Here is a 26,132-nt window from a genome sequence, read left to right as displayed (position 1 = left end):
TAAATTTGACCCTACATAATGTGATAGTTTTTCCGTTGTTTACTGGGCTGTTCCGGCATGTGGCATGGTTCGCAAAGGCCGTGTGCTGCGCTATGGTAAAGAGTGTGAGAGCGGATTGGCGACAGGTCTAAGAAGGCGAGGCAATTAAAAACTCTAAGAAGAGTGAATGGCTCCCCGAGTTGGATTCGAACCAACGACCAAGTGATTAACAGTCACCTACTCTACCGCTGAGCTATCGGGGAGCAGCCTCTCGGCAGGGGTGCGCCTATATGGGCGGCATTCCGGTTTGGCAAGCGGGCTTTTGCAATTTTTCGCCGAGCATTCTCCAGCACCGTTTTGTCAAACGACAAATTGCTCCGAAACAATGCGTTCGTCCAGAGCGTGGCCGGGATCGAACAGCAAGGTCAGGACATTCTCCCTCGCGATCTCAAGGCGGACTTCCGTTACGTTGCGGATTTCTCGCTGGTCGGCGACAGCCGAAACGGGGCGCTTCTCCGCTTCCATTACACGGAAGGTCACACGGCTGCGGTCGGGCAGGATTGCCCCCTTCCAGCGGCGCGGCCGGAACGCCGAGATCGGCGTCAATGCCAGCAATTGCGAATCCAGCGGGAGGATTGGCCCGTCAGCGGAGAGGTTATAAGCGGTAGAGCCGGCTGGGGTCGATAGGAGCACCCCGTCGCAAACCAGTTCCTTGATACGTATCTTGTCATCCACTGCGACTTCGATTTTTGCTGTCTGGCGTGTCTCACGCAGCAACGAGACTTCATTTATAGCACAGAAACGGTGGATGCTCCCGTCCTGCGTCTCTGCTTCCATCGCCAAGGGAGCGATAGTGTGCAGCTTCGCACGGGCGAGCCTGCCCAGCAATTTCTCCGGTTGACGGTTCTTGTTCATCAGAAAACCGACGGTGCCGAGATTTACCCCATAGGCCGGTAGAATACGGCCAGCATCCAGCATCGCATGCAGGCTTTGCAGCATGAATCCGTCGCCGCCGAGGACCACCACGGCATCCGCCTGGCTCACAGGGACCCAATCGGCCAGTGAAGCGAAAATCGTTTCGGCGGCCTCCTGTGCCCGCTCGGAATCGGATACGAGGAGTGCAAGTCGCTCAAATTCGGCCATATCCGTCCCGTTAGGCTGCACACTCGATTTCGGCTGTAAGGTTCGCATCCCTATGGGTGGCTGTGCCGTTTGGCAACAACGTCGATTTTTTGAGATTATCTTGCAAAGCAATGGTAAGGTGCACAAATGGCAACCGTGCACCATAATGTAGCTCACGAGTCGAGCGACGCCTTGACCGGGCTGGGCGGCCTTCCCCAGATACGACGTGTTGTCAGCTCTTGGGTTGATAATTGGCCGATTTCGGCTGGAGCGTGCCCGGTCCATGCGATGCTGATTTCGCTCGGCCGAATTGACACCGTCAACGTTGCATTCGGTGAAACGGCAGGCGATGGTGCGTTGGTCGAAGTCGCGCATCGTATCCGCCATTTTGCAAATGACGAACTCGAAAGTCATCCGTGGCTAGCCGCTCGACTATCCGGCGGGACATTCATGTTGGTGGCGCATGCAAATGCCAGCCAAGAGCGCTGGCAATGGCTTGCGGAGGCGCTGGCCGACGCGATTGCGGCGCCTATCGCAAATCCGGAAGGCGGCGGCAGCTTGCGTCTGTGGCCCCGGATCGCCCTGATGCGCGCAGGGGAACATGACGATGTCGATCGAATGCTCGACCGCTTGTCCGAAGTGACGGCCTTGATGCGCCAATCCCACGGTCGTCGGATCGAATGGTCCAGCGGGACACTGGAAATGGCGCCTCGATCCAATATCGAGCTCGAGGCGGACCTTTTGGCAGCCATCGATCAGGGCGAGATCGAAATCCTGTTCCAGCCTCAATATTCACTCGTAGATGGTCGGATTATTGGTGCGGAGGCATTGGCCCGTTGGCATCATCCGATTGTCGGAAGAATCGGGGCCGCTGCGCTTTTCCAGATTGCAGAGCGTGCGGATCATGTCGCACATCTTTCACGTCACATAGTCCGGCGTGCGCTCGAGGCGGCAACTTTCTGGCCCAGCGACCTCCGCCTTTCGATCAATATCACTCCGGTAGATCTGGCCGCAGACAATTTCGCAATCGACTTTGCCCGGTTGGCGGACAGGATCGGATTCCCGCTGTCGCAAATCACGCTTGAGATTACCGAGCAGGTGCTGCTTGCCGATCTCGATCGTGTCAGCCGTGTGCTTCACCAGCTTAAAGTGCTTGATGTGCGCATAGCACTGGATGATTTCGGAGCCGGCTTTTGTAATTTCCGATATCTCAAGGTGCTGCCGATAGACTGCATCAAACTCGATCGCTCGATGGTGGAGGGCGTTCTCGAGGATGAGCGCGATCGGGCAGTGTTCAGGGCAATTATGGGTATGGCCAAAGCGCTCGAACTAGGCGTTCTGGTAGAGGGAATAGAAACCGATCGCCAGCGGGACTTCGTGGCGGCGGAGGATTGCGAGTGCTATCAAGGTTTTCTGGGTTCCGAGCCGATTGCGCCGCAGGAGTTCCTCAACTTGGCAAGGCAATAGCCCGCTTCGTCAAGCCGCCTGTTTGCCCCGTTTTTTCGCTTTCCGCGCGATCCCCGACAAGCCTTTGGTAAGTTGGAACAGCCCGTTGAGACGGCTTTCAGGGGAATTCCATGCACGGCTGATCACAAGCTTCATATCAGGGCGCAGCTTGGCCGTGCCCCGAAGGCGATCTACATAAGCGATCAATCCCGGACCGTCCGGAAAGTCGTCCTTATGGAAGGTGACCAGCGTACCTGCTGCGCCAACGTCGATCTTGGAGATGTTGGCTTCGACTGCCTGCAGTTTGATCTGGATGAGGCGAACGAGATTCTCGGTCGCCGACGGCAGCGGACCGAAACGATCGATCATTTCGGCGGCCATTGCTTCGACCTCGCCTTGGGTTTCGGCATCATTGAGGCGGCGATATAGTGCCATTCGCACAGCCAGGTCCGGCACATAGTCTTCCGGAATCATGATGGGCGCATCGACCGTGATTTGCGGGCTGACCGTTTCGCGCTTGGCCTCCAGACCCAGTTCGCCTGCTTTGGCAGCAAGGATCGCATCTTCGAGCATCGACTGGTAAAGTTCGAAGCCGACCTCGCGGATATGGCCCGACTGCTCGTCGCCCAGCAGGTTGCCTGCACCTCGGATGTCTAGATCATGGCTGGCAAGCTGGAAGCCCGCGCCGAGACTGTCGAGATCGCCGAGTACCTTGAGCCGCTTTTCCGCCACTTCGGACAGGGCGACGTCTTTCTCATAGGTGAGATAGGCATAGGCGCGCAATTTCGCGCGTCCCACGCGTCCACGCAGCTGGTAAAGCTGAGCGAGGCCGAAGATGTCCGCACGGTGGATGATAATGGTATTCGCGCTCGGCAGGTCGAGCCCGCTCTCGACGATGGTCGTGGCGAGCAGGACGTCGTACTTGCCCTCGTAAAAGGCACTCATCCGCTCCTCGATCTCGCCCGCGCTCATCTGGCCATGCGCAGAGACGAATTTCACCTCGGGCACGTTCTCGTGAAGCCAGTCGGAAATCTGCTCCATGTCCGAGATCCGAGGGACAACAATGAAGCTCTGCCCGCCACGATGATGTTCGCGCAGCAGCGCCTCGCGCATGACCATGTCGTCCCATTCCATGACGTAGGTGCGAACGGCGAGGCGGTCGACCGGTGGGGTCTGGATGGTGGAAAGTTCGCGCAGGCCTGTCATCGCCATCTGCAACGTGCGAGGGATGGGCGTTGCTGTCAGCGTCAGCATGTGAACATCGGCACGAAGCTGCTTCAGCCTTTCCTTGTGCGTGACGCCGAAGCGCTGTTCCTCATCGACAATGACTAGGCCGAGGTTCTTGAAATTCGTCTGTTTGGACAGGATCGCGTGTGTGCCGACGATGATATCGACATCGCCTTTCGACAGACCTTCCCGCGTTTCCTTCAATTCCTTGGTCGGTACGAGGCGTGACAGGCGACCGACATTCAGCGGGAAACCGTTGAAGCGCTGACTGAAATTCTCGTAGTGCTGGCGGGCGAGCAAGGTAGTGGGAGCCACCACCGCGACCTGCTGGCCGTTCATTGCCGCGACGAAGGCGGCTCGCAATGCGACTTCGGTTTTCCCGAATCCGACATCGCCACAGACCAGGCGGTCCATCGGCTTACCGCTTTCGAGGTCGCTCAAAACGTCCCGGATTGCACGTTCCTGGTCGTCGGTCTCTTCGTACTGGAACCGGTCGAGGAACTGGTTGAACGAGGCCTCGTCCACCTCGAACACCGGCGCCTTCTTGAGCGCTCGCTGGGCAGCGACCTGCATCAGTTCACCGGCAATCTCGCGGATGCGCTCCTTGAGGCGTGCTCGCCGCTTCTGCCAGGCTTCGCCGCCAAGCCGGTCGAGCATGACTGCTTCTTCGGAAGAGCCATAGCGGCTCAGTACGTCGATATTCTCGACCGGAATGAACAGCTTGTCGCCGCCTTTGTATTCCAGCTGGACGCAGTCGTGCTTGGACTTGCCCACCGTGACTGGCTCGAGGCCGAGGTATTTGCCGATGCCATGCTCGGTATGGACGATCAGATCGCCGATGCTGAGTGCCTGCAGTTCGGCAAGAAAGGCGTCGGCATCTTTTCGCTTCTTCTTGCGCCGCACAAGCCGGTCGCCGAGAATATCCTGCTCGGTGAGCAGCTCCATTTCGTCATTGGCGAAGCTGGCTTCGAGAGGCAATACCATCGCCGCTGGCTTGCCCTTGGCGCTCAGGCCGAGCGCTTCCTGCCAGCTATCGGCCAATTGCACTGGCGAATCAGCCTCGGCAAGGATCGAAGCAATGCGCGCGCGGCTGCCGGGCGAATAGGCGGCAAGTAGAGGACGCTTGCCCGCCTTGCCGAGCGCTTTCAGGTGTTCGGCAAGAACGGGATAGACATTGTCTCCGCGCGCACGCTCGGGCGCAAAATCGCGGCCTGACTTGAAGCCGAAATCGATGACCGTGCCACTTTCCGGTTCGTCGAAGGTCGTAGCGCGGTGGACGGGCGTTTCGGCGAGCGCTGCCTTGAACTCGCCTTCGGTGAGGTAGAGCGCTTGCGGTTCCAGTGGGCGATAGCTGCCCTTGGCCTGTCCGCTCGCCGCCTTGCGCTGTTCGTAATAGTCGGTGACATCCTTTATCCGCTCGTCGGCGGCGGCAAGCGAAGCGTTGTCGATGACCACCGTATCGTTGTCGTCGAGATGGTCGAACAGAGTGACCAACCGTTCCTCGAACAAAGGTAGCCAATGCTCCATCCCTGCAAGGCGCCGGCCTTCGCTCACGGCCTCGTATAAGGGATCCTGGGTGGCATTCGCACCGAACATCTCGCGATACCGGCTGCGAAAACGTTTGATGCTGTCCTCGTCCAGTAGCGCTTCGCTGGCAGGGAGCAGGAGATGGGTATCGAGGCGCCCGGTGCTCATCTGCGTATTGGGATCGAAACTGCGCAGGCTTTCCAGTTCATCGCCGAAAAAATCGAGACGCAGAGCTTCGTCCAGCCCGCTCGGGAAGACGTCCACAATCGAACCGCGGATGGCGTATTCGCCCTTGTCGATTACCGTGTCGGTTCGGCTGTATCCCTGCTTTTGAAGCAGGAGCGAGAGGCTGTCGCGCCCAATCTCGATGCCGGGTTTGAACTCGCGCACGCTTTCGCGGATGCGGAAGGGCGTAAGCGTGCGCTGAAGCACGGCGTTCGCGGTGGTTACGACCAATTGCGCCTTCGCTTTTCCGGTCTGCAAGCGGTGTAGTGCGGCAAGACGCTTTGCGCTGACCGACAATGCGGGACTGGCGCGATCGTAAGGCAGGGAGTCCCAAGCTGGAAACTCGATGACTTCCAGCTCCGGTGCAAAGAACTTCGCGGCTTCGGCAATTCCGCGCATCGCTGCATCGTCGGGTGCAATGAAGATCGCGCGTCCGGTTCCGGCGCGGGCAAGGTCGGCCATTACCAGCGGCTGCGCGCCGCGAGCGACCTGCGCCAGCGTGAGCGGTTTGTCGGCTTTCAGGATACGGGAGATATCGGGCATCACGGGGTCAGCGCCGTAGCGCCCGCGCCGTTCCCGTCAACGCGGAATGTCGACGTAATCGAGCTTCTGCATCTTTTCGATCAAAGCGCCCTGGAAGCGCGGTGGGGTAACTTGGGTTTTCAGCGCCCAGGCCATGATGTCCACATCGTCTTCCTCGAGCAGTGCCTCGAACCAGGCGAGTTCCGCTTCGCCCCAATCTGCGTGATAGCGGTCGAAGAAGCCCCCGATCATGTAATCGGCTTCGCGCGTGCCACGATGCCAGCTGCGGAACTTGCAGCGAGCGAGACGACCTTCGGTTGTAAGCATTTCGGGCATGGGGCGCGGGTAGGGCACTCGCCAAAGCGGCGCAAGCGGCTATAGACTGGCCATGATGCGCCCGGACGTTCTCAACCCTCTTTTCGCTGAAACGGAAACGCTGGATGGCGTCGGGCCGAAGCTCAAAAGGCCGCTCGACAAGCTCGGGCTCAAGCGCGTGAAGGACCTCGCCTACCACCTGCCCGAACGCTTCGTGATGCGCCGCGCGGTTGATAATGTCGACGAAGCGGGCGAGGGCGAACATATCGTCCTCAAGCTTGCAGTTATCGAACACCGTGGAGGGCGTTCGCCTCGCGCGCCCTATCGTGTGCTGGCGCAGGACAGTATCGGCAACGTACTGGCACTCACCTATTTCGGACGGGCATCCTACAGCGCGAAAAAACAGCTTCCGGTGGGCGAGACGCGCTGGGTAGCCGGCAAACTCGAGCGCTATGGCGACATGTTGCAGATCGTCCATCCCGATCACGTGGTGGAGGAGGGCGGCGACACCCTGCAGCGTCTCTGCGAACCGGTTTATCGCCTCTCGGAGGGGCTCACCCAGCCACGTGTGGCGGGACTTGTCGAGCAGGCTCTGACGAAGTTGCCGGAGTTGCCCGAATGGATCGAACCAACCCAATTCGAGAAATCCGACTGGCCCCAATGGCAGGATGCACTGCACCTGGCGCATAAGGGCGAACACAAGGCGGCTCGCGATCGGCTGGCTTATGATGAATTGCTGGCAAACAGCCTCGCGCTGATGCTGGTGCGGGCCGACAATCGCAAGCGGAAGGGGCAGGCGCTGCAGGGCGATGGTAGCTATCGCGGCAAGCTCGACCTGCCGTTTCCGCTTACCGGTGCCCAGAAGCGTGCGATTGCCGAGATCGAGGGCGACATGGCGCAGGAAGCGCCCATGCTTCGATTGCTTCAAGGCGATGTGGGCGCAGGGAAGACCGTAGTAGCACTGGAAGCCATGCTGATCGCCGTCGAGGCCGGGGCGCAGGCTGCATTGCTCGCACCGACCGAAATTCTCGCCCGCCAGCATTACGAGAGCCTGCGACGGATGGCCGAGTCCACCGGTGTGCAGGTCGCACTGCTGACGGGGCGCGATAAGGGCAAGGCGCGCGAGGGTACGCTGATGGGGCTGCTCGACGGCAGCATCGACATAGTTGTCGGAACCCATGCAATTTTTCAGGACACTGTCGCCTATCGCAATCTCGCCATGGTGGTGATCGACGAGCAGCACCGGTTCGGCGTGGGCCAGCGTCTGATGCTCGCAAGCAAGGGCAAACGTGCGCCACATGTCCTTGCGATGACCGCTACGCCGATCCCGCGCACCTTGACGTTGGCGCAATATGGCGAGCTGGACGTGAGTAAACTGGACGAGCTGCCCCCCGGGAGGCAGGCGATCGACACGGTGGTGATGGGGCAGGACAGGATCCCCGCGCTGGTCGAGCGGCTCGCGGCGCAATTCGCCGAGGGGCGGCAAGCCTTCTGGGTCTGCCCCATGGTGCGTGAAGTAGATGGGCCGGAGGAGATTGCTGCTGCCGAGGCGCGTTATGCGGCGCTGAAGGAAAGGTTCGGGGACGATGTGGTCATGGTCCACGGCCAGCTTGCGCCCGAGGTGAAAGATGCCGCGATGGAACGGTTCACCCGGGGCGATGCCAGCTTGCTCGTCGCCACCACCGTGATCGAGGTAGGAGTGGACGTTCCGAACGCCACTTTGATGGTGATTGAACAGGCGGAACGGTTCGGCCTTGCCCAGCTGCACCAGCTGCGCGGCCGTGTCGGTCGGGGGAGCGCAAAGTCCTTCTGCGTGTTGCTGCATGGCGAAGCGCTGCCCGAAACAGCGCAGAAACGACTGGCGCTGATGCGCGAAACGCAGGACGGTTTCCTCCTCGCCGAGGAAGATCTGCGCCTGCGCGGTGGCGGGGAACTGCTTGGTACGCGCCAGTCGGGCGATACGCCCTTCGCCATTGCCAGCTTTGAACAGATCACCGAACTGCTTCCCAAGGCGCATGACGATGCCCGGCTGCTTATGGAGCGGGATGGCGGGCTCGAAGGAAAGCGAGGTGCGGCCGCGCGGATCCTGCTGTATCTCTTCGAGCGCGATTTTGGGGTGAAGACATTGCGCGGGGGCTGACGGCCGCCAATATCCGCTTCAACCATGCTCCTCGAGTAACACCTCGAGCAGCGCGCGCGCTCCTGCATCGACTTCTTTCCAGGTGGCGGAGAAGCCGTCCAGTTCCCCGAACCAAGGATCGGCCACCTCGCGCCCTTTCTGTCCAGGAACAATATCGAGCAGCATCGCCACTTTCGCCATGCCATCGCCCGGATCGATCCGGGCTATGTTCGCCATATTCGAACGATCCATCCCCAGGATATAGTCGAATTCGCGAAAGTCCTGGGGCCTCAACTGGCGACCGCGATACTCCTTGATATCTATCCCGTACTTACGTGCTTCTTCGATTGCGCGCGGGTCCGGGGCTTCCCCCACGTGGTAATCGGCAGTGCCTGCGCTTTCGATGTCGACCTCGAACCCGGCTTCTGCGGCAGCTCGACGCAAGGCGGCTTCGGCGAGCGGTGACCGGCAGATGTTGCCGAGGCAGACGAAAAGTACTCTGGGTTTGCTCATATCGGGACGGCAACCGTTACGCGGTACGGCACGGAATGTCATTCATGCATCTGTGCTTGTACCAGTTAGCGTCGAGTCTTCTTCAGCATCTCATCGAGAGCGGGCAACATTGTCCGTGCGAAGATCCGGGAAGCAACCGAAGTAGCGTTTCGATCGGTTTCGTCACCAACTTCGAGAGTGTATGCTGGGATGCCGAATTGAGTATGGAACCAGTTCTTGGATGTCCCTGAGCCGGGGTTCGCATTGCGCCTCTCTATATCGAATGCGTAGCCTTCTATTCTGTCCTTATTGCGTCCCAGCCAATCTTCCAGGAAGGCCTCTTGGACGGCATCGTTTTCGTCGGCTCCTTGTACATAGAACAGATTTGATCTGGTAGAATGGAAGTCAATCATGGCGGTAGGTCTGACTGCAGGATCGAGCTTTTCCAGCCAGGCTGCGATTGCCCTGGTTTCGGGCTGCGAGAATGAACCCCAGTCGCGATTCAGGTCTTTCCCCCCGAGATTGGCGCGCCAGTGCCCGCGCATCACTCCATCGGGATTGAGCAACGGTACTGCCAGCACCTGGTATTTTGCGGGATTGATTTTGCTTCTGTCGTAATTTGCTACCAGCTCTTCCAGAAATGCTTCCATAGCGACGGCACCGCTCACTTCGGGTGGATGCGCCCGACCAAGTAGAACGATGAGGTGAGGCGCCGCGGGATTTCCCATCCTTAGCCCTACAATCGGGTTTCCATCCAAACTCCGCCCAAGGGCCTGGCGACTCACATGCTTGGATTGCTCCATGCGGTCGTAAAATTCGGTATAACGCGTGGCGTCAAACAACTCCTGCCCGCTCACAATTCCCGTACCGGTTCGGAGGTGGAAAAGAGCCGATTTCCCCTCGTTTCCCTCGTCGACCTCAAATACATTTGTGGCACTTTTGGTTGCCACTTTGGGCGGGTAGCGATGCCTTCCGACCGGATAATCCAGCGTAATCGCCACATCTACGCCCGGCTTTGCCTCGTAACGAAAAGCATACCATGGACTAGGATTGATCGGCGGAGCATGCTCGGGTGTGACAACAATCCGGAATGCGCGCTCGCCCTCGATCACGCAGTGCGATTGCGATGCTCCTTCAAAGTCGAAGGCAATAGTCACTGCGCTCGTCGAGCACGGTGGAGCCGCAATATAGGCACTATCGGAGAGCGGCGCGAACCTGGCGCACGCTCCTGCAGCAAAGGAGAGCGCAAGAAGGCCAAGCGCTCTCCCCCAGTTTAGCACGTCAGAACTTCTTACGTAGCTCGACATGGAAGACGCGGCCCCGCGCGCTATGCAAGTCGCTGAAGAAGCCATAGGTTTCATCGGCCAGGGGCGGATCCTCGTCGAACAGGTTGTTGATGGCGAAGCGTAGCCGCGTGCCATCGAGAGCGGTATCATTGTTGATTGTATAAGCGATCGAGAAATTTACAGTGAACATCTCGTCGACGGGGAAGTAATTGGCGTTGAGATCGTCGCTTTCGATCGGGTCGTCGCGTGATACACTGGTGTCATAGACACTGCCTACATAATGCCCGAACAATCCGACATCGACCGGGCCATAATCCCAGTTGATAGAGCTGCTAAATCGCCACTTGGGACGGCCGTTCTGTTCCAGCAACTCACCCAGCCCGTCGACCGTGATTTCGTCGGGCAGGATGCCGGCTTCGACTGCATCGAGCAACTCCTGACCATCAGTGCCTGCCGATTGTACGAAGCTTTCGAGCCGCGCTGCATTGAAGCGCAGCCGGAAATTGCCGAGGCCGAAATCAGGTACGCGGTAGAACAGGCCGAAGTCCCAGCCCTTTGAGATACGACCGTCGAGGTTGAGGTAATCATCCAGCACGAAATCGATCTGTCCGGCCGGAGCGAGCCCGGTGCCGACGAAAAGGTCGATTTCGTCCTGAGTAGGGTCAAGGCGGATCACATTGGGATTTGTGCTGCCGTTCAAGCGGCGAAGAAAGTCGAGGGCAATCGCATTATCGTAACCGAAGGTGCCGACCAGCCCTTCCTGCTTCACACGCCAGTAATCGGCAGTAAGAGTGAGGCCCGGAATGAATTCCGGTTCCAGAACCACGCCCAGATTGATGCTCGTGCTGTCTTCCGGGACAAGATTTTCGGTGCCGGAACGGAAGCTTATGATGCCTCCGCGGGCACAGTCGCCCAAGTCGTCAACAATGCCCTTCTGTACCTGCGCCTGGCAGATGACATAGTCTGCATTGGTGTTCGACCGCGTGGTGCCCTCGTCATTGACCTGCACGAGGTTCGGCGCACGGAAACCTTGCGACCACGCACCGCGGAAGGTCACGCCCGGCAAGGTCGTCCACGACGCGGCAATTCGGGGGACTGCGGCAGTCTCATCGATGTCGGTGAAGTGCTCGAGACGCCCTGCGATCTGAAGGTTCAACTCCTCGATCAAAGGAATGTCCATTTCGGGTGCGACAAGTGGCACAAAGACTTCGGCGTATGCCGAATAAACATCGCGCCTGCCATTTGTATCGGGTGAGGGACTGGAGCCGGCAACGTCGCTACCGTTGAACTCGCCCGTCACACTGTCGGTGAAGGTTATCGTGCCGTCGAGGCGCGGATCGCGATCATCGTAGAAAGTCTCGCGGCGCCATTCAATGCCGGCTGCCACGCCAAGATCGCCACCCGGCAAGCTAAGCAAATCGTCTCGGCTGAGCTTGAAGTCGGCCAGTGCCAGCGAAGTACCGCCCTTGCGATAGACATCGATGCGGAACGGATCGATCGACGATTGTGGATTTGGTGTGCAGTCTCCTTGGCCCGGATCGTCAAGGCACCCCCCGTTGAAGGGGTTGTAGGCGTCAGGCGTGGTCAGATTTATCTGCTGCTGCATTAGCGTGAGCGAAACGCGGTTGCGGGCAAGGTCGATGGTGTCGGCTTCCGAATAGAGCAAGCCGGTATCGAAGTCCCACGCGCCGAAATTGCCGCGCAGGCCCGTGACGATACGATAAGTGTTTTTAGTAACCGACACGTCGCGATTACCGACATCGACGAAGCGATACCGCTCCATGATCAGATCGGCGCCATCGTCGCTGATGGCGGTGTCGGGCAGTCGGTTAGGACTGTCGATCGGCCCGAAGGGATTCCAGTAAGCATTTCGCGCAATGCCCACCGGGACTGCGCTCAATATGGCTGATGGAGTGATGTTTCGCCGGTTTTCCGACCGATAGTAACTTGCCTCGACATAAGCCTTGAGGTTGTTGGTGAGCTCGTAGTTGAGCAACGCCATTGCGTTGTAGCGGTTCTTGCGGCTGATCAGGTTATTGCCGAAGTTCCGGTTATACCGCACATCCCTTGTCGGCGTTGTTCCACCTCTGGCACAAATCCCGTCGCCGAAATCCAGATCGCAGCCGGGAAAATAGTCGGGCTGGAGGTAGAAGTCGTCATCGCCGATCGGAGTAGCGCTGCGCGGGGCCTGGATATCGAATTGACCATAGGGACCGAAAGTGTTGCGATTGTTGAACTGGGTATCGCCTTCGAAGTCGGTTCCTTCAAGCAGCGCAGTCCGGTCGTCGTCGGCTGCATAGTCGCGCTCCGAAGCGGGCATTCCGTTCTCGTGGAAATATCCGCCATACACGGTCAGGTTGCCGCGTCCTTCGGCAAAATCGAAGCCAAGGCCTCCGCTGAGACGGTAGTTGTAGAGGCTTGTACCCTGCGATCCCCGCCAGTCGGCTTCGAGGAACCCGCCATTCATGTTACCTTTGAGGACGGTATTGATAACGCCAGCGACAGCATCAGCACCGTAGATGGCCGAGGCTCCATCGCGAAGCACTTCGATCCGGCGAACGCTGCCCGGTGTAATTTCGTTCGTGTCGGATGAGACGACCGGCACCAGGAGTTCCGTCTGGAAGCCCGGGTGTAGGGTCATGCGGCGACCGTTGATCAGCAGCAGCGTGTTGCCGGTGCCCAAATCGCGCAGGTTGATCGATCCTACATCGCCGCGGGCATTGTTGACCGTGGTTTCATTCTGTTCGTTGAAAGCGACCGTCCCGGCCTGCGGGATGGCGCGGAACAACTCGTCGCCCGAAGCTGCACCGGTGTTTTCGATCGCCTGTTCGTCGAGCACTGTCACGGGAAGTACGTCGTTGATCTTGGCTCCCCGGATCTGGCTACCGATTACGACGATAGTATCCGCATCGCTCGGCTCGACCTCCGGCACGGTATCTACGGCCTGCGGTTCCTGTTCGGGTTGAGGGGCATCCTGTGCGGAGGCACCCGTAGCCGTTACCGCAGCGAAAACGCTTGCGCCGCACAGCAGTGCAAGCTTTGTGTTACTCTTGGTATTCATGGGCTTTCTCCCTCCCTTCAAATCTGTTCTGTCGTGCGCCTGGTTTGCCAGGCCTCGAAAATGTCCGGCCATTGGCTCAGGATTTGCTGTGGTTTGCCGAGTCCCCAGCCGTGGCCTCCCTGTTCGAAAATGTGCAATTCTGTTGGCGCGCCCTTGGCAACCAGCGACTGGAACAGGGCGATACCGTGACCCGGCGGCGTGATCGGATCGTCAGCGGCAGAAAATATGATCGTAGGCGGTGCGTCCGCCGACGCGTGCGTGTCGAGCGACCATGCTTCCTGTGCAGCCAAGCTCGGGTCGGTACCGATGATCTCGCGGCGAGTCCGCGTCGTATCGTATGGCTTCCGAAGAGACACGACTGGAAACAGCAAAACTGCGAAATCGGGGCGGGCGCTTGCCGCCTCGTACCTGTCGTTCCCCTCGTAGAACGCTTTTTCCCGCTGAAGCGCGGTGTAGCCTGCCAGATGCCCACCGGCGGAGAATCCCATGATACCGATAGCGTCAGGCCTGATGCCGAAGTCACCGGCGCGGGTCCGAATGATTTTCATCGCGCGCTGGGCATCGGCAAATGGGGCACTGGCATCCCAACCGTCGTTGGGCAGACGGAAGATCAGTTCGAAGACTGTGTACCCTTGATTCTGCAGCCACTGTGCTGCGGGCGTCGATTCCTTCCAAAGCTGGATACGAAAATAGCCGCCGCCGCCGCAAACAAGCACTGCTTTGCCGTTAGGATGATTGGGCCGATAGACCCGCATGCGCGGCTTCGAGATGTTGGATACGGCACCATAGCCGCTTCCTTCGCCCCCGATTTTTTCCGGTCCGGTTGTTCCGCCCCTGCCCGGCGGGGTGCCGGGCCAGAGTTCGATTTCCTCTAGCTGGTGCGCCAACGCGGGAGTGCCGATCAGCGTGACCCCAGCAGCTCCAGCAGCAAGCGCGGTGGCAGAAATAAAGCGCCGTCGATCGATCATGATGCGATTTCTCCCAAAGATTTGTTTATCGCTTCACTATGCGGTCCCGTACGTTCGTGGCGCTCGATATCTTCTTCCGGCAAAGGCATAGGGCTACCGGCCATTGCGGCGCGCAACCGGTCGCGATCCAGCGCGTTCTCCCACTTTGCGACGACTACGGTTGCTACCGCATTGCCCACGAAATTCGTCAAGGCGCGGCATTCGCTCATGAACCGGTCGATCCCGAGGATAAGCGCCATTCCCGCTACGGGAACCGAGGGAACGACCGAAAGAGTCGCTGCAAGGATAACGAAACCTGCTCCGGTGACGCCAGCTGCGCCCTTCGAACTGACCATCGCCACCAGCACCAATGCGATCTGTTCGCCCAAGGTGAGGTCGATGCCCACTGCCTGCGCGATGAAAAGCGCAGCCAGCGTCATGTAGATATTTGTTCCATCGAGATTGAAGGAATAGCCTGTTGGCACCACGAGCCCGACCACGGTCTTGCGGCAACCGGCGACTTCCATTTTCTCCATCAGGCTGGGCAGCGCCGCTTCGGAGGATGAAGTGCCCAGAACAAGCAGCAATTCCTCTCGCAGGTATTTAATCAGAGCGAAGATCGAGAAGCCGGCGAGGCGCGCGACTATGCCCAGCACAACGATCACGAAGAGCAGCGAAGTCAGGTAGAAGGTCCCCACCAGCGCCGCGAGGCTAGCCAGCGAACCGATACCGAATTCGCCGATCGTGAAAGCGATGGCACCGAACGCGCCGATTGGCGCCAGTTTCATCAGCATGTGGACCAGCTTGAAAATCACCTGCCCGAACGAACTGAGCACGTCGAACACGAGATCGCTGTGCGGCCGGGTGGCGGCTATCGCCACGCCGCTGAGTATGGCAACCAGCAGAACCTGGAGGATGGACCCGCTGGTAACGGCACTGAAGAGTGTGGTCGGAATGATCCCTAGCAAGAAGCCTGAGAGCGTTTGCTCCTCAGCCGTGCTCGCATAATTTTCTACCGCTGCTGTATCGAGCGTTGCAGGATCGATGTTGAGGCTGGATCCCGGCTGGACAATATTGGCTACGATCAGTCCGATGATCAGTGCCAACGTCGAAAAGAAGAGGAAATAGGCAAAGGCCTTCCAGGCGACGCTGCCGACCGCGGACATGTCCTTCATCCCCGCGATGCCGGTGGCGACGGTAATGAAGATTACCGGCGCGATAATCATCTTCACCAGATTGATGAAAGCATCGCCAAGTGGCTTAAGCGAAGCTCCCAGTTCTGGGTAAAAATGACCCGTCAGCGCGCCGACTACGATGGCTGCCAGAACTTGCGCATAGAGGCGCTTGTAGATCGGCTTACCGCTGTCCGACAGACCCGCAGCAGCAGGTGCTTGCTCGCTCACGACCAATGATACTCTCCCTTTCGTTGCGGCTTCACACCGCATTTCAGCCATTTTGTGCAGGGAGAGTGCATTCATGCAATGTCGTGGCGCACGAAAATAAAACACCCTATTTTCAAAAAATTACTTCTATTTATCTTTCATATTGTGTGGATTTTCGCACAATTATGTTGCAAAATGTGCGGAAATCCGCACTCCTCCTGCTGTGTCAAAGCCAATCATCGGTCCCGGAATTAAGCGCTGGCTTGTCATAGCCGCGATCTTCACTGGCGTTGCGTTTGGCACTTTGCTGCTGGTCGACAGAACGATGCGCTCTCGAGCCATAGCCGAGGAACAGCTCGCCGCGCGCGATGATGCTGTGATCCTCGCTACCAGTCTCACCAGCGAGCTCGACAAGTTCAGTCTCTTGCCCTTGGCACTGGCCGAAGATCCGCAGGTCGAAGCGCTTGTCGCCGGAATGTCGCAGGAGGCGCATTCGCTCGACCTGCGGCTGGAGGCCCTCGCAACGCAGTCCAGCGCCGCTGCAATCTATGTAATGGACGGAGATGGTCGAACCCTGGCAGCGAGCAACTGGAACTTGCCGACCAGTTTCGTCGGCTCAAACTATGAATTCCGGGAATATTTTCGCGAAGCAATGCGGAATGGATCGTCGACGCAGTTTGCGCTCGGCACTGTGAGCCGCAAGCCCGGTCTCTATATCGCGGCCAGCATCGGTCCGGCCTCTGCACCCTTGGGTATCGTTGCCGTGAAGGTGGAATTCGACAGGACCGAAGCGAACTGGCGGCGCGCGACACGAGGCGTCTATGTTACCGATGCGGAAGGCGTTGTCCTGCTCAGTAGCAACGAAAGCTGGAGGTTCCATCTGGCGAGCGGCGGGGTGTCGAACAGCCGCAATGCTGCCAGCGACTTGCAGCAATTCGGGCGTTCTCCGCTACTTCCCTTGGCGCCGCAGCTCTCGGGTCTCAGCGAAACAGTGGTGCAGGTTCCGGTGACAAGGACGCAGCAGAATATTTCGCCTGCAGGCTGGGACCTTCATCTTGTTCTGGACCCTGGCCCCCGGGTAGCGGCAGCAGTGGCGACGGGCCGGCTGGCATTGGCACTGGCGCTTGGAGTACTCATAGCGTTGGTTTTCGGGGCCCTGCTGGTCCGGCGCCGCAGACTTGCTCGCGAGGAAGCGATCGTGGCTGAACGCACCGGAACCCTTCGCGACCAATTGTCGCAGGCCAACCGTCTTGCGACACTCGGACAAATTTCGGCGGGAGTTAATCACGAAATCGGTCAGCCGGTCGCAGCGCTGCGCGTTTTCGCCGAGAGCGGGGAGAAACTGGTTGCTGCAGGCAAGTTCGAACAGGCAGCGGCAAATTTCCGGGAAATCATGGGGCTCGCCGACAGGATCGGACGGATTACGGGCGAATTGCGGCGCTTCAGCAGACGACAGCCCGGTGAAACCAGAGTCGTCGCTATTGGCGAGATCATAGAGGGTGCACTCATGCTGCTTCGCGATCGCATAGTCACTCGGGGCAATCAGGTGAGATTGCCGGATGAGAGCTTGCGCGCAGTGGAAGTCGCAGCAGAGCATGTCCGGCTGGAACAGGTGCTGGTCAACCTACTTCAGAATGCCCTCGACGCGACCGACGACGAAGGCAGTATTGCCATAGAGATCGAACTCGATGGAGAGCAATTGCATGTTAGTGTTGTCGACGACGGCGAAGGAATTCCCGTCGGCCGGGAGGACAAGCTGTTCCAGCCTTTCGCGACCAGTAAGGAGGACGGGCTGGGCCTCGGGCTGATCATTTCGCGCGATATCATGCGCGACCTTGGCGGCGAGCTGCAATTCGAACGCCGTAATGACGCGACTTGTTTCACCATGATCATCCCACTTGCCTCATGAGCGAACAGTCACCCGATGTGATCTTTGTCGAAGACGACGAGGCGCTCCGCATCGGCGCGAGCCGGGCGCTGGAACTTGAAGGGTTTGCAGTATCTGCGTTCGCCGAGGCCAGCCTCGCCCTGTCTGAAATCGACGTAGATTTTCCCGGTGTCGTGGTCAGCGACGTGCGTCTCCCAGGAATGGATGGAATCGAGTTCTTCGCCCGCCTGCGCGAGCGTGACCCCGATATGCAGGTGATCTTTACGACGGCCCATGGCGATATCGACATGGCAGTCGATGCGATGAAGAACGGCGCTGCCGATTTCTTTCCGAAACCCTATTCGGTCTCGCGATTGGCCCACGCTATCAGGCGTGCCAGTGAGAGGCGCTCCCTCAAGATTGAAAACCGCAAATTGCGGGCCGAACTGAAAAGCCATTCGAAGACCGCAATGGTGGGGCGCGCACCTGCATCGATCCGCCTCAATACTATCGCGCAGGAAGTGGCTCGCACCGAAACCGATTTGCTGCTTCAAGGTGCTCCTGGAACCGGCAAAAGTTTTCTCGCGCGGCGTATCCACGATCTGAGCCACCGCGCCGACAGGCCATTTGTGGTGGTCGATCCGGGTGTATTCGCAAACGCAGAGGCCGATCTTCTTCTCTATGGCCGTGATCCCTCGGCAGCCCTCTCGCGGTCCGGGATGATCGAGCGTGCCAACGGCGGAACTCTGGTGCTTGATGCGATCGAGAGGATACCATCCCAGGCGCGTGCACGTCTGGTGAGCATGATCGACAATCGTAGCTTTCTAGCACTTGGTGCAGAGCGGCCGCGAAAAATTGATCTGCGTATAATTGGTACCAGTAGCTCAACCGAGGTTGACGCTAGCGGTCTCCGTGACCGGCTCGGCGGGATAACATTAGGACTCCCCTCTCTGATCGAACGAAAAGAGGATATTCCCGAACTCTTCCGTCTATTCGTGCGCGAGTATGAGGAAAGCCTCGGCCGGAAGGCCGAACCCGTAAACGAAATGGAATGGAAGCACCTCATCTCGCACGACTGGCCAGGAAATTTGCGAGAATTGCGGATGTTTGCGCAAAACTTCGTACTCGGACTGACCCATCTGGCCACTTCGAGCACTGTTTTAGAGAAGGACGTGAGCCTTCGTTCAATGATCGCAAATTTCGAAAAAGCGATCTTGGAGGACGCTATGGTCCGAACCAACGGCAAAATCTCAGAGGTGCAGCGTAGTTTATCGATCCCACGCAAGACCCTTTACGATAAACTTAACAAGTACGGCATCAAGCCCGACACTTTTCGAGATTGATATAGATTGTTGCCGAAGCCGATATTCCTGGCCGAAGGCAAAGGGAAATGAAAAGTTCAGCAATTTCGTGACGTTGTGATGGTCGGGGAGAGAGGACCCCCCAACACCGTTCTTGTAACTTGTTGAGTCTGATAAGTTATTGATTGGACTCCAAAAAATATGATCAGGATGTATATGAGATTGTATACTTTCCGCCATCCTACGAGGCTACTTTGACCGATAATATCATATTGCTTCGTCTAGCCAGTCTCGCATTCACTCATCCAATCAAGTTCAAAACCAAGCTCGGTTTCCCGGCACGGTCTGCGAGCATAAAGGCTTGGGGATGAGCACGACACGCAAGCGGGCGAAGCCTACCACCCCTGAAAAATACCTCTGGCTACGCGGAGCGATTTACTGGTTTCGCTACGGTGTGCCGAAGCGGTATCAATCCGTCGAAACACGGAAGATTATCCAAGCATCGCTGAAAACGTCTGACATTCGCCAAGCCTCTTTGTTGGCTGGTAAGATGAGGGCCGATCTACATGCGGAATGGGAAGGGCGCTTAAAGGGCATCCCAAGCGCAATTCCATACCAGCCGGACAATCTTGAACTCATGTTGGCGGCGACAGAGACTGCGTATTTGCGCATTCAGCCGAAGCTTGAGCAGCTAGTCAGGCATAAAAAGTTAGACACCAAGGTAGCCTACGATGGCTATCTAAAGACTCTTCGTTCAAGTCGTGACCACTACCTTCGGGCGAAAGCATCAGAACCTTTGCCAATATGGTTAGAGCTAGCTGACAAGCAAATTCAGCGATGCAACTGGAAGTTACCGAAAGACTCGGAAAGCTATCGTTCCTTTGTCGGGATGATTGCCGAAGCAGCTATCGAGGTTATTTCGGTAGAGCTTGCGAAGCGACAGGGAAGCCTCGGAGCAGAGCCGACAAGTCTCGTTGTGAAGTATGGTCTTGAAGCGAAGGAGCAGACTGCTGAGCAAGGCGAGACCATTTTAGAACTCTTCGACCGTTATGCAGCGTATCGGCTGGCAGAAGGGCGAAAACGCGAAGACGGGGTGGCGCAGGACAGAAAGGTCATCGAAAGCTTTGCCAGCTTTGTTGGCGGTAAACGCAGCGTAGGTTCCATAACACCAATTGAGATACGGAATTGGCGCGATACGCTCGCAGCACTGCCCCCTACCTACCGCAAAGCGAAAGCCTACGAAGGCCTTTCGATGCAAGATGCTGCGGCCAAAGCGAAGGCCATCGGTGTGAAGAGCATTAGCCCTGTTACAGTAAACAAATATCTTTCTACCGTTTCACCCTTTTTGGGCTGGTGCGTTACAAACGCCTATGCAGAACGTAATCCCTGCGACGGCTTGTTCTTCGATGTAGCCAAGGGAAAGAATCCGAGGCCCCCATTCACGGCAGAACAGCTTCGGCAAATCTTCTCGTCGCCTCTATTCACTGGCTTCTTACGGAACGGGAAAGAGCATAAGCCTGGAGTCCAGAAAGCAGACGATTGGCGATATTGGATTCCGATTATTTGCTTTTTCACCGGAGCACGTATCGGGGAAATCGCTCAGCTACGGATTGACGATGTTCAATCTGAGGAGGGCATTCCGTTTCTGCTCATTCGGCATGACGAAAAAACAGGCCAGCGCACAAAGTCTGGTTTTAGCCGCGTTGTTCCAATTCACAGTGACTTGCAGCGGATAGGTTTCCTGAGCTTTGTCGAGAGGCAGCTTAAGGCCGCCAAAGACACAGGGAACAGCCAACTCTTCCCCGAACTGAAAGAGAATGACCGGGGCCACATAGGAGCCAAGCCTTCTAGGTTCTGGCGCGATTATCTCAAACGGATTGGCATCAAAACCGGAAGCGATGGTTTTGGCGCGCATTCTTTCCGGCATACCATGGCCGATGCATTGCGAACCGCAGGCTATCTCGATGATGAGATTGAAGTAGCTCTAGGGCACAATCAAAAGACTGTGACCGCTGGTTACGGCAAGGTTCGACAGGGAACGGTGGGGCGCATTAGCACGATGATTGAGTCAGTCCGATTCGAACTGTATTGTACCATTTAATATAAAAGTAATTAATTAATTTCAATATACTAAATTATCCAGTATAAAGAAAGTAAATATACAAATTAAGCTCCTATTTTGTCGCAAAATACGCACGCTACGACGGAGAAACGTGCGAGAAGCATTGATGATTACTTCGATCATCCGATTCTTGGTGTGCGCCGCGCTTAAGGGGTGCACATTTTAAAGGATCACAAATGAAAATTAAAATTGAACCGCGAACGGATAGAGCAGATTCTAGTCCTCTTATGAAGGGACTTGTAGATTTCGCTGGCTCCAATGATTTTGTCTACGATAGCTTTTCAGATCATTTTCAAAAGACAGGCGTTGATAGAAGCGGGGCTTCGAAAATATTAAGTTCATTTTTTAGCCACCTATCATCATTTGATGATTTAAGTGATTTAAGTTTCATCAAGGTTTCATTGGAAAACGAAAATTCCCCACCTTCAATTGAATCTGAATATTGAATATAACATTGAATATATTGAGTCCGTTCTAAATGAGCGGACTCAATTTCATATCCCCTATTCATGAGATAAACTTTAATATTTATATTAAAGGGGGAGGGAGGGGGGAAGGGCTATACTAGAAACACTTTGGGAATTGTCATTGGAAACAGGACGGGAGAACGCATCCTATTTGAACCTGCGCCTAGAACCTTATTCGGGTGAGGCTGAGGCGCTTGTCAGTAGGGTTTCAAATCAGACTTGGGCTTTGGGTGGTGGCAAGCGATCTAAGCCTTCGAAACTGCACACAGAGGCTACAGGGGCTTTCGTAGCTGATTTGCTCACCTGTTATGCTCAAGACCCAACAAGGTGTCTCTACCGGCCCATGATGGCATCCAGCTTCACAGGGGAGCGCATCGGTTATCGTGTCTTCAAACGGCTGGTGGAAGGCTCAGTATTTGCAAAGCTTGTATCGGTTCTAACGGGAACTGGTGGAGGCAACGAGATTGGGATGGCAACTCGCTTCAAGGCAAAGGCATCACTGATTAGCCTAGCTCGGGAATGCGGGGTTGAACTGGAAAAGCTGAACACGCATTTCCGCCCTATTCCTCGCCCTGAACGCATTGCCTATCCCTTGTTGCTGAGAGCATCATCTAGACAATTGGGTTGGAAGAAGGAGCAGGGGCGAAACATCCCGATCGATTACGGAAGGCCTGAAGCGGCTGGGCTTGCTGAGCAAGTGAACGACCTGAATTCCTTTTTTGCAGACATTCAAATCGAACCCGCAGGCCATCACTTCGCTTTCCATCGCATTTTTAATGAAGGGGATTTTCGGGGGTTTGCTTGGAACAAAGGTGGTCGCCTCTATTCCATGGGCGATAGTTACCAGCAACGGAAGCAGGAGGAGCGCTCCTTCATGAAGCTAGATGGCGAGCCTGTTGTGGAGATTGATATTAGGGCCAGTCACCTAACCATCCTCCACGCCAAATTAGGCCAGGAGTTCGACCCAAGTTCTATCGACCCTTATTTCCACCCTGTTATTCCGCGCGAAGTCTTGAAGGGCTGGGTGGCGATGACTCTAGGGCATGACCGTTTTCATCGAGCTTGGACGAAGGATAAGAAGGCAGATTACCACAACAAGACAGGGGGCGACCTTGGCAGAGACTTCCCAATCAAGAAGGTTCGGAAAGAGGCTTTGCAACTCCACCCAGTGCTGAGCGAATGGCCCACCTGCGATATTCGGTGGGGTGATTTGCAATTCATCGAAAGCTGCGCGGTGATTGATACCGTTCACCTGCTGGCCCTTGAAAATAGTGTTCCAGCGCTCCCGGTGCATGACTCAATAATTGTGCCAGCATCGAAACAGGAGTTGGCGTGCTCGGTGTTAAAGGCCAACTTCAAAAAGCATGTTGGAGTTGAGCCAGCTCTTGCGACCAAATGAATTGATAATCAGCGTCCGCGAAAAGTATGCGCTAGATGCCCCTAAAATGCCTCAAGAATGCGTTTTCATAGCATTTGGCTACTTGGGTAGCTCAGCAACAAGAAAACGCACAGAAGGGGCCTTAAATCGCAATACAGGGCATACTGTTCAAGTAAGAGCTATTTAATGGAAATGTATTGGTTGGGAAAGGCGATGCCTTAGAGTGAATAGATATATGTCATACTATCTCATTTACAGCCAACGGTTAAAAATATTCAATTTTCACACTCTACCGAACCTTATTTAGGTTCACGTATGTTCAGATATATTCAGGTATGTTCAGCCATGAATGAGTAATCCGTCCTCACAGGCTTTTTTGCTAACCGTATTTGTGCTGAATTTGTGAGTTTATGGGGTTGTTGGCAGTCAGTTGCTCGAAAACTTTCTGAGTTCACAAACCGAATGACTGCTTTTCCGCATCGAAGAAACGGAAGAGAATGACTGATTTGGGGTGGGGAGCAGACCTTAGCTCTGGTTCCAATATGCTTTAAAACTTGGGTGCTCAGCGAAGAGCTGATCAAAGCTCGGCTCATAGATGCCGACGATATGAACTTCCCGCTCGTTGAGTGAAGGATAATCCTCAATAGAGATCGCTTCACTTTTCATCGACGAACCGTCCGCCATTTCAAGGCGTAGGATGTCGCTACGGTCGCCAACATAATCTGCGTCGATCACATTTGCGTGTCTTGTCGCATCATAATCCGCTGCCGGATCAAACTTCGCCGTTGCGACACACATTGGTGGGTCGAGCGCATAGACTTCTGCGTCGCCGATCAGTTTGTCGGCCTCGAAAATTTTGAGCTTCATTGCTGGTGTATGCACCGATTGGCGGATGTCAGCTATGGCGTCGCTAGCAGAAAGTCGGCTTTTGGGGGAAAATTACCAATTCCGGCCATTCGAATTTCTAAGGCTCGAAACTTGTAACTTAAACTCCTATCCAAAACTAAGTGAAAAACTAGTGCACAAGGTAGCTGGACTCTTTTATGCGCTAGGCTCATAAAATAACTCTAACTTATGAGCGAGTCGGAGTTTAATATGAGCCGCATTGCATATTTCAGGGTATCTACCGAAGGTCAGTCGATTGAGAGCCAGCGCAAGGCCCTTGGGGGTAGCTTCGATAAGGAGTTCGTCGACGAAGGTGTGTCTGGTGCGACAAGGGCCGTTGATAGGCCAGGATTCGGAAAGCTTCTTTCCTATGTGCGAGAAGGCGACACGGTGTGCGTAACGGCCATTGACCGTTTAGGCCGCGATGCTTTGGATGTTCAAAGCGTAGTCCGTGATCTTATCAGCAAGGGCGTTGTCATTGATGTGCATGGCCTAGGGCCAATAGCCAAAGGTGTTGGTGAGCTTGTAGTGGCTGTGCTTGCCCAGATTGCCGATATGGAGCGCCAGCGTATCAAAGAACGCTGTGACGCTGGTAGAGCGGCAGCTAGAGCTTCTCTCGCTGCAAATGGGAGAACCCATAGGGGCAAAGCTAGCCTAGGGCGCCCATTTGCTGCTGATGCTTCCGCTGTCACTGAGTGGCGCAGAGAGAACGGCGCAAGCATAGCTAAGACAGCACAGGAGTTTGGATTGTCTGCTGCTACAGTGAAGCGCTATTGTGCGGCCCTTTCGTAATGCAGATATGAATCTCTTTACGGAATAAGGATTTGGTGATTTGGCTCGTCCATGTAAGCCAACCTCTGACAAGGAATTGGGAATTTTAGATGGCTGTTTCGTCTAGGTATCGTTGGGTTGCGGTAGGCAGTTTAAATATTCGAAACCGACTAAATGCATCTGAAAATGCACCAGAATTTCATATAGATGACTTGATAGCCGCGTTGAATGACCGGATAGAAAAGGAAGATCATTTTCGCTTTTACAATGGCGAAAATCGAGTGATGTGGTGTTCTCACGTTATCGAGTCTGACGATTTCTTCGAGCTCCTGATACAAACTGGCGATAAAGATGTGACAGGGTTTTCGTTCTTTCATTTCGAGAATCTCGATTTTCGGGATATCGAGAAAGATGAAGAGGAGGGGGGGCACTATTCAGCCCACGTCATCATTACTAAAGTTGCCGATGCCGAAGGGCGTCACCCCATATTAGTGGAAAAGGTCCCGGGAATTTTTCTTGGCTCGGTAAGGGATTACTTCACGTGGGCCTGCCACGATGCTGCATACGAGAAAGAGGCTGAGGGGCCGGACGGTAAGCCAAGAAAGTATCGGGCTCTTTTTGACATAGATGGTTACAAATCACGGACGATTGGCGAGGCGCTAACCGAAGGTGTTTTTGCTGACATTGAATTTGTCGCAATCGAAGAGGACTTTACGCTGGGTCACGATGAATTGCCCAATGTTGATGAGGTGGTTCGCCAAGCAAGATGGAAAATAGGTAAGAAAGTCACGGGAGAGGTGGCTAAAGGCATTTTCGAAAAGGCAAAGGAATACTTTTCTGATTTTTCGGATGACCCTGAAAACTCCCGCACATTTGTTAGAATAAAAACAGAAAACGGTCAGATAAAAAGAACAGAGATCGACTTGGATAATGCTCAAATGCTTGAGCAATCGTTCATTCAAAATGAAGTGGTGACTGACTTCAACGAACCTCTGCCTCCTCGATATGCCACCTTTCATCCTGAGCTCTTAGCAAAGGTTCGGACATTGGGGGCAAATCTATAGATGCGAAGCGGGGCTCGCCATTTCTTCCGTGCTCTTCCTGCCAATGTGAGTAAGCTCTTTACTCCGATTAGTTTCCTGCGCCTAAAGAGCCCAGATCTGATCCTCTATCAGTGGGTTCTCCCCACATTTGGTACAATATTTCTCTACATGTTCGTCCTGAATCCCTTCGGCTGGGGGCTTAGTTTTCACATTCCGACACTGTTGCGCGACGTGAATAGTTTAGTCGGCGTCTTGGTGGGATTCTACATCGCGGCACTTGCAGCGGTTTCAACCTTTCCAAATAGTCTGCTTGACCAGCCACTTGAAGGTGTTCCCACAACGTTGAAGAGGCGCGCAAAGGGCGGCATGGTAGAAGACCAACTGTCGAGACGCCGTTACCTCGCGATGGTCCTGGGATACTGCGCCTTAGTTTCTGTGATTATCTATATTTTTGGTGTTTTGCAGCTAAACGTGTCGTTCACGATTGAAGGCCCTTCCTACGCCAAGATATTTAATGAGTTGGCCTTTTATGTCCTATGGTTTTTTTATCTTTGGCTACTGATAAGTCTTCTGGTCGCTACTCTGGTGGGTTTGCACTATCTAGTTGACCGGATGCACCGTTAATTCTCACGAGTTGTTATTAAGGGG

The 26,132-nt window shown here is 55.7% G+C and carries 19 protein-coding genes and 1 tRNA gene; 10 read left to right on the top strand and 10 right to left on the bottom strand.

The features are described 5' to 3' along the window. Positions 1 to 167: 167 nt before the first annotated feature. Together K3180_RS11070 and K3180_RS11065 are read right to left on the bottom strand one after the other, a co-directional pair. A tRNA-Asn gene (locus tag K3180_RS11070) sits at positions 168 to 242 on the bottom strand. 97 nt (positions 243 to 339) lie between these two features. After that, positions 340 to 1,122, bottom strand: coding sequence for an NAD kinase (locus K3180_RS11065; RefSeq protein WP_221540864.1), 783 nt, complete (start codon positions 1,120 to 1,122; stop codon positions 340 to 342). A 267-nt stretch (positions 1,123 to 1,389) separates the two neighbouring features. On the opposite strand from K3180_RS11065, the gene K3180_RS11060 reads away from it, so the two are divergent. Next, positions 1,390 to 2,568, top strand: a complete 1,179-nt coding sequence (locus tag K3180_RS11060; protein ID WP_247710501.1) for an EAL domain-containing protein — start codon at positions 1,390 to 1,392, stop codon at positions 2,566 to 2,568. A gap of 9 nt (positions 2,569 to 2,577) precedes the next feature. Here K3180_RS11060 and mfd read toward each other — a convergent pair whose 3' ends face one another. Further along, positions 2,578 to 6,069: a transcription-repair coupling factor gene (mfd, locus tag K3180_RS11055; protein WP_221540860.1), complete on the bottom strand. Its 3,492-nt coding sequence runs from the start codon at positions 6,067 to 6,069 to the stop codon at positions 2,578 to 2,580. Between the two features lie 36 nt (positions 6,070 to 6,105). Then, positions 6,106 to 6,384, bottom strand: a complete 279-nt coding sequence (locus K3180_RS11050) for an FAD assembly factor SdhE (protein WP_221540858.1) — start codon at positions 6,382 to 6,384, stop codon at positions 6,106 to 6,108. A 55-nt stretch (positions 6,385 to 6,439) separates the two neighbouring features. On the opposite strand from K3180_RS11050, the gene recG reads away from it, so the two are divergent. Then, positions 6,440 to 8,503: an ATP-dependent DNA helicase RecG gene (recG, locus tag K3180_RS11045; RefSeq protein WP_221540884.1), complete on the top strand. Its 2,064-nt coding sequence runs from the start codon at positions 6,440 to 6,442 to the stop codon at positions 8,501 to 8,503. A gap of 18 nt (positions 8,504 to 8,521) precedes the next feature. On the opposite strand, the gene K3180_RS11040 is transcribed toward recG, so the two are convergent. The 5 genes from K3180_RS11040 to K3180_RS11020 all read right to left on the bottom strand — a co-directional run bounded on the left by K3180_RS11040 (position 8,522) and on the right by K3180_RS11020 (position 15,671). Then, positions 8,522 to 8,995, bottom strand: coding sequence for a low molecular weight protein-tyrosine-phosphatase (locus K3180_RS11040; protein WP_221540856.1), 474 nt, complete (start codon positions 8,993 to 8,995; stop codon positions 8,522 to 8,524). A gap of 65 nt (positions 8,996 to 9,060) precedes the next feature. Continuing rightward, complete coding sequence (locus tag K3180_RS11035; RefSeq protein ID WP_221540854.1) at positions 9,061 to 10,131, bottom strand: M14 family metallopeptidase; 1,071 nt, start codon at positions 10,129 to 10,131, stop codon at positions 9,061 to 9,063. Positions 10,132 to 10,255: 124 nt separating this feature from the next. Beyond that, entirely contained in the window at positions 10,256 to 13,321 is a 3,066-nt protein-coding gene (locus tag K3180_RS11030; RefSeq protein ID WP_221540852.1) for a TonB-dependent receptor plug domain-containing protein, read from the bottom strand. 17 nt (positions 13,322 to 13,338) lie between these two features. Continuing rightward, positions 13,339 to 14,289, bottom strand: a complete 951-nt coding sequence (locus K3180_RS11025) for an alpha/beta hydrolase (RefSeq protein ID WP_247710500.1) — start codon at positions 14,287 to 14,289, stop codon at positions 13,339 to 13,341. After that, positions 14,286 to 15,671 (bottom strand): dicarboxylate/amino acid:cation symporter, encoded by a 1,386-nt coding sequence (locus K3180_RS11020; protein WP_345719469.1) that lies wholly within the window; start codon positions 15,669 to 15,671, stop codon positions 14,286 to 14,288. The genes K3180_RS11025 and K3180_RS11020 overlap by 4 nt, the downstream gene beginning before the upstream one ends. Positions 15,672 to 15,873: 202 nt before the next feature. Here K3180_RS11020 and K3180_RS11015 point away from each other — a divergent pair, with 202 nt between their 5' ends. The 5 genes from K3180_RS11015 (at position 15,874) to K3180_RS10995 (ending at position 22,806) form a co-directional block, all read left to right on the top strand. Further along, positions 15,874 to 17,559: an ATP-binding protein gene (locus K3180_RS11015; protein ID WP_221540850.1), complete on the top strand. Its 1,686-nt coding sequence runs from the start codon at positions 15,874 to 15,876 to the stop codon at positions 17,557 to 17,559. Continuing rightward, positions 17,556 to 18,860, top strand: coding sequence for a sigma-54-dependent transcriptional regulator (locus K3180_RS11010; RefSeq protein WP_221540849.1), 1,305 nt, complete (start codon positions 17,556 to 17,558; stop codon positions 18,858 to 18,860). The genes K3180_RS11015 and K3180_RS11010 overlap by 4 nt, the downstream gene beginning before the upstream one ends. A 325-nt stretch (positions 18,861 to 19,185) precedes the next feature. Beyond that, on the top strand, positions 19,186 to 20,919 hold the full coding sequence (locus K3180_RS11005) for a site-specific integrase (RefSeq protein WP_221540847.1): 1,734 nt from the start codon (positions 19,186 to 19,188) through the stop codon (positions 20,917 to 20,919). A gap of 197 nt (positions 20,920 to 21,116) precedes the next feature. Continuing rightward, the gene (locus tag K3180_RS11000; protein WP_221540846.1) at positions 21,117 to 21,386 is read left to right on the top strand and encodes a hypothetical protein; all 270 of its coding nucleotides are present in this window, start codon (positions 21,117 to 21,119) and stop codon (positions 21,384 to 21,386) included. Between the two features lie 364 nt (positions 21,387 to 21,750). Further along, the gene (locus K3180_RS10995; protein WP_221540844.1) at positions 21,751 to 22,806 is read left to right on the top strand and encodes a hypothetical protein; all 1,056 of its coding nucleotides are present in this window, start codon (positions 21,751 to 21,753) and stop codon (positions 22,804 to 22,806) included. 504 nt (positions 22,807 to 23,310) lie between these two features. Here the strand turns inward: K3180_RS10995 and K3180_RS10990 are convergent. Further along, on the bottom strand, positions 23,311 to 23,652 hold the full coding sequence (locus K3180_RS10990; RefSeq protein WP_221540842.1) for a hypothetical protein: 342 nt from the start codon (positions 23,650 to 23,652) through the stop codon (positions 23,311 to 23,313). A gap of 228 nt (positions 23,653 to 23,880) precedes the next feature. On the opposite strand from K3180_RS10990, the gene K3180_RS10985 reads away from it, so the two are divergent. The 3 genes from K3180_RS10985 (at position 23,881) to K3180_RS10975 (ending at position 26,108) form a co-directional block, all read left to right on the top strand. Beyond that, positions 23,881 to 24,462: a recombinase family protein gene (locus K3180_RS10985; RefSeq protein ID WP_221540840.1), complete on the top strand. Its 582-nt coding sequence runs from the start codon at positions 23,881 to 23,883 to the stop codon at positions 24,460 to 24,462. A gap of 89 nt (positions 24,463 to 24,551) precedes the next feature. Then, on the top strand, positions 24,552 to 25,505 hold the full coding sequence (locus K3180_RS10980; protein WP_221540838.1) for a hypothetical protein: 954 nt from the start codon (positions 24,552 to 24,554) through the stop codon (positions 25,503 to 25,505). Positions 25,506 to 25,550: 45 nt separating this feature from the next. After that, the gene (locus K3180_RS10975; protein WP_221540837.1) at positions 25,551 to 26,108 is read left to right on the top strand and encodes a hypothetical protein; all 558 of its coding nucleotides are present in this window, start codon (positions 25,551 to 25,553) and stop codon (positions 26,106 to 26,108) included. The last annotated feature ends 24 nt before the right edge of the window (positions 26,109 to 26,132 follow it).

Source organism: Qipengyuania huizhouensis, from assembly GCF_019711635.1.
Taxonomy (GTDB): domain Bacteria; phylum Pseudomonadota; class Alphaproteobacteria; order Sphingomonadales; family Sphingomonadaceae; genus Qipengyuania; species Qipengyuania huizhouensis.
This window is presented reverse-complemented; position numbering and strand designations above follow the sequence as displayed.

What these genes read in the sequence shown, in the direction of transcription:
- mfd (WP_221540860.1), bottom strand. Translation starts at nt 6,069, where the DNA reads ATGCCCGATATCTCCCGTATCCTGAAAGCCGACAAACCGCTCACGCTG.
- K3180_RS10990 (WP_221540842.1), bottom strand. Translation starts at nt 23,652, where the DNA reads ATGAAGCTCAAAATTTTCGAGGCCGACAAACTGATCGGCGACGCAGAA.
- K3180_RS11040 (WP_221540856.1), bottom strand. Translation starts at nt 8,995, where the DNA reads ATGAGCAAACCCAGAGTACTTTTCGTCTGCCTCGGCAACATCTGCCGG.
- K3180_RS10995 (WP_221540844.1), top strand. Translation starts at nt 21,751, where the DNA reads ATGATGGCATCCAGCTTCACAGGGGAGCGCATCGGTTATCGTGTCTTC.
- K3180_RS11025 (WP_247710500.1), bottom strand. Translation starts at nt 14,289, where the DNA reads ATGATCGATCGACGGCGCTTTATTTCTGCCACCGCGCTTGCTGCTGGA.
- K3180_RS11010 (WP_221540849.1), top strand. Translation starts at nt 17,556, where the DNA reads ATGAGCGAACAGTCACCCGATGTGATCTTTGTCGAAGACGACGAGGCG.
- K3180_RS11065 (WP_221540864.1), bottom strand. Translation starts at nt 1,122, where the DNA reads ATGGCCGAATTTGAGCGACTTGCACTCCTCGTATCCGATTCCGAGCGG.
- K3180_RS11050 (WP_221540858.1), bottom strand. Translation starts at nt 6,384, where the DNA reads ATGCCCGAAATGCTTACAACCGAAGGTCGTCTCGCTCGCTGCAAGTTC.
- K3180_RS10980 (WP_221540838.1), top strand. Translation starts at nt 24,552, where the DNA reads ATGGCTGTTTCGTCTAGGTATCGTTGGGTTGCGGTAGGCAGTTTAAAT.
- K3180_RS10985 (WP_221540840.1), top strand. Translation starts at nt 23,881, where the DNA reads ATGAGCCGCATTGCATATTTCAGGGTATCTACCGAAGGTCAGTCGATT.
- K3180_RS11030 (WP_221540852.1), bottom strand. Translation starts at nt 13,321, where the DNA reads ATGAATACCAAGAGTAACACAAAGCTTGCACTGCTGTGCGGCGCAAGC.
- K3180_RS11000 (WP_221540846.1), top strand. Translation starts at nt 21,117, where the DNA reads ATGAAAATTAAAATTGAACCGCGAACGGATAGAGCAGATTCTAGTCCT.
- recG (WP_221540884.1), top strand. Translation starts at nt 6,440, where the DNA reads ATGCGCCCGGACGTTCTCAACCCTCTTTTCGCTGAAACGGAAACGCTG.
- K3180_RS11060 (WP_247710501.1), top strand. Translation starts at nt 1,390, where the DNA reads ATGCTGATTTCGCTCGGCCGAATTGACACCGTCAACGTTGCATTCGGT.
- K3180_RS11005 (WP_221540847.1), top strand. Translation starts at nt 19,186, where the DNA reads ATGAGCACGACACGCAAGCGGGCGAAGCCTACCACCCCTGAAAAATAC.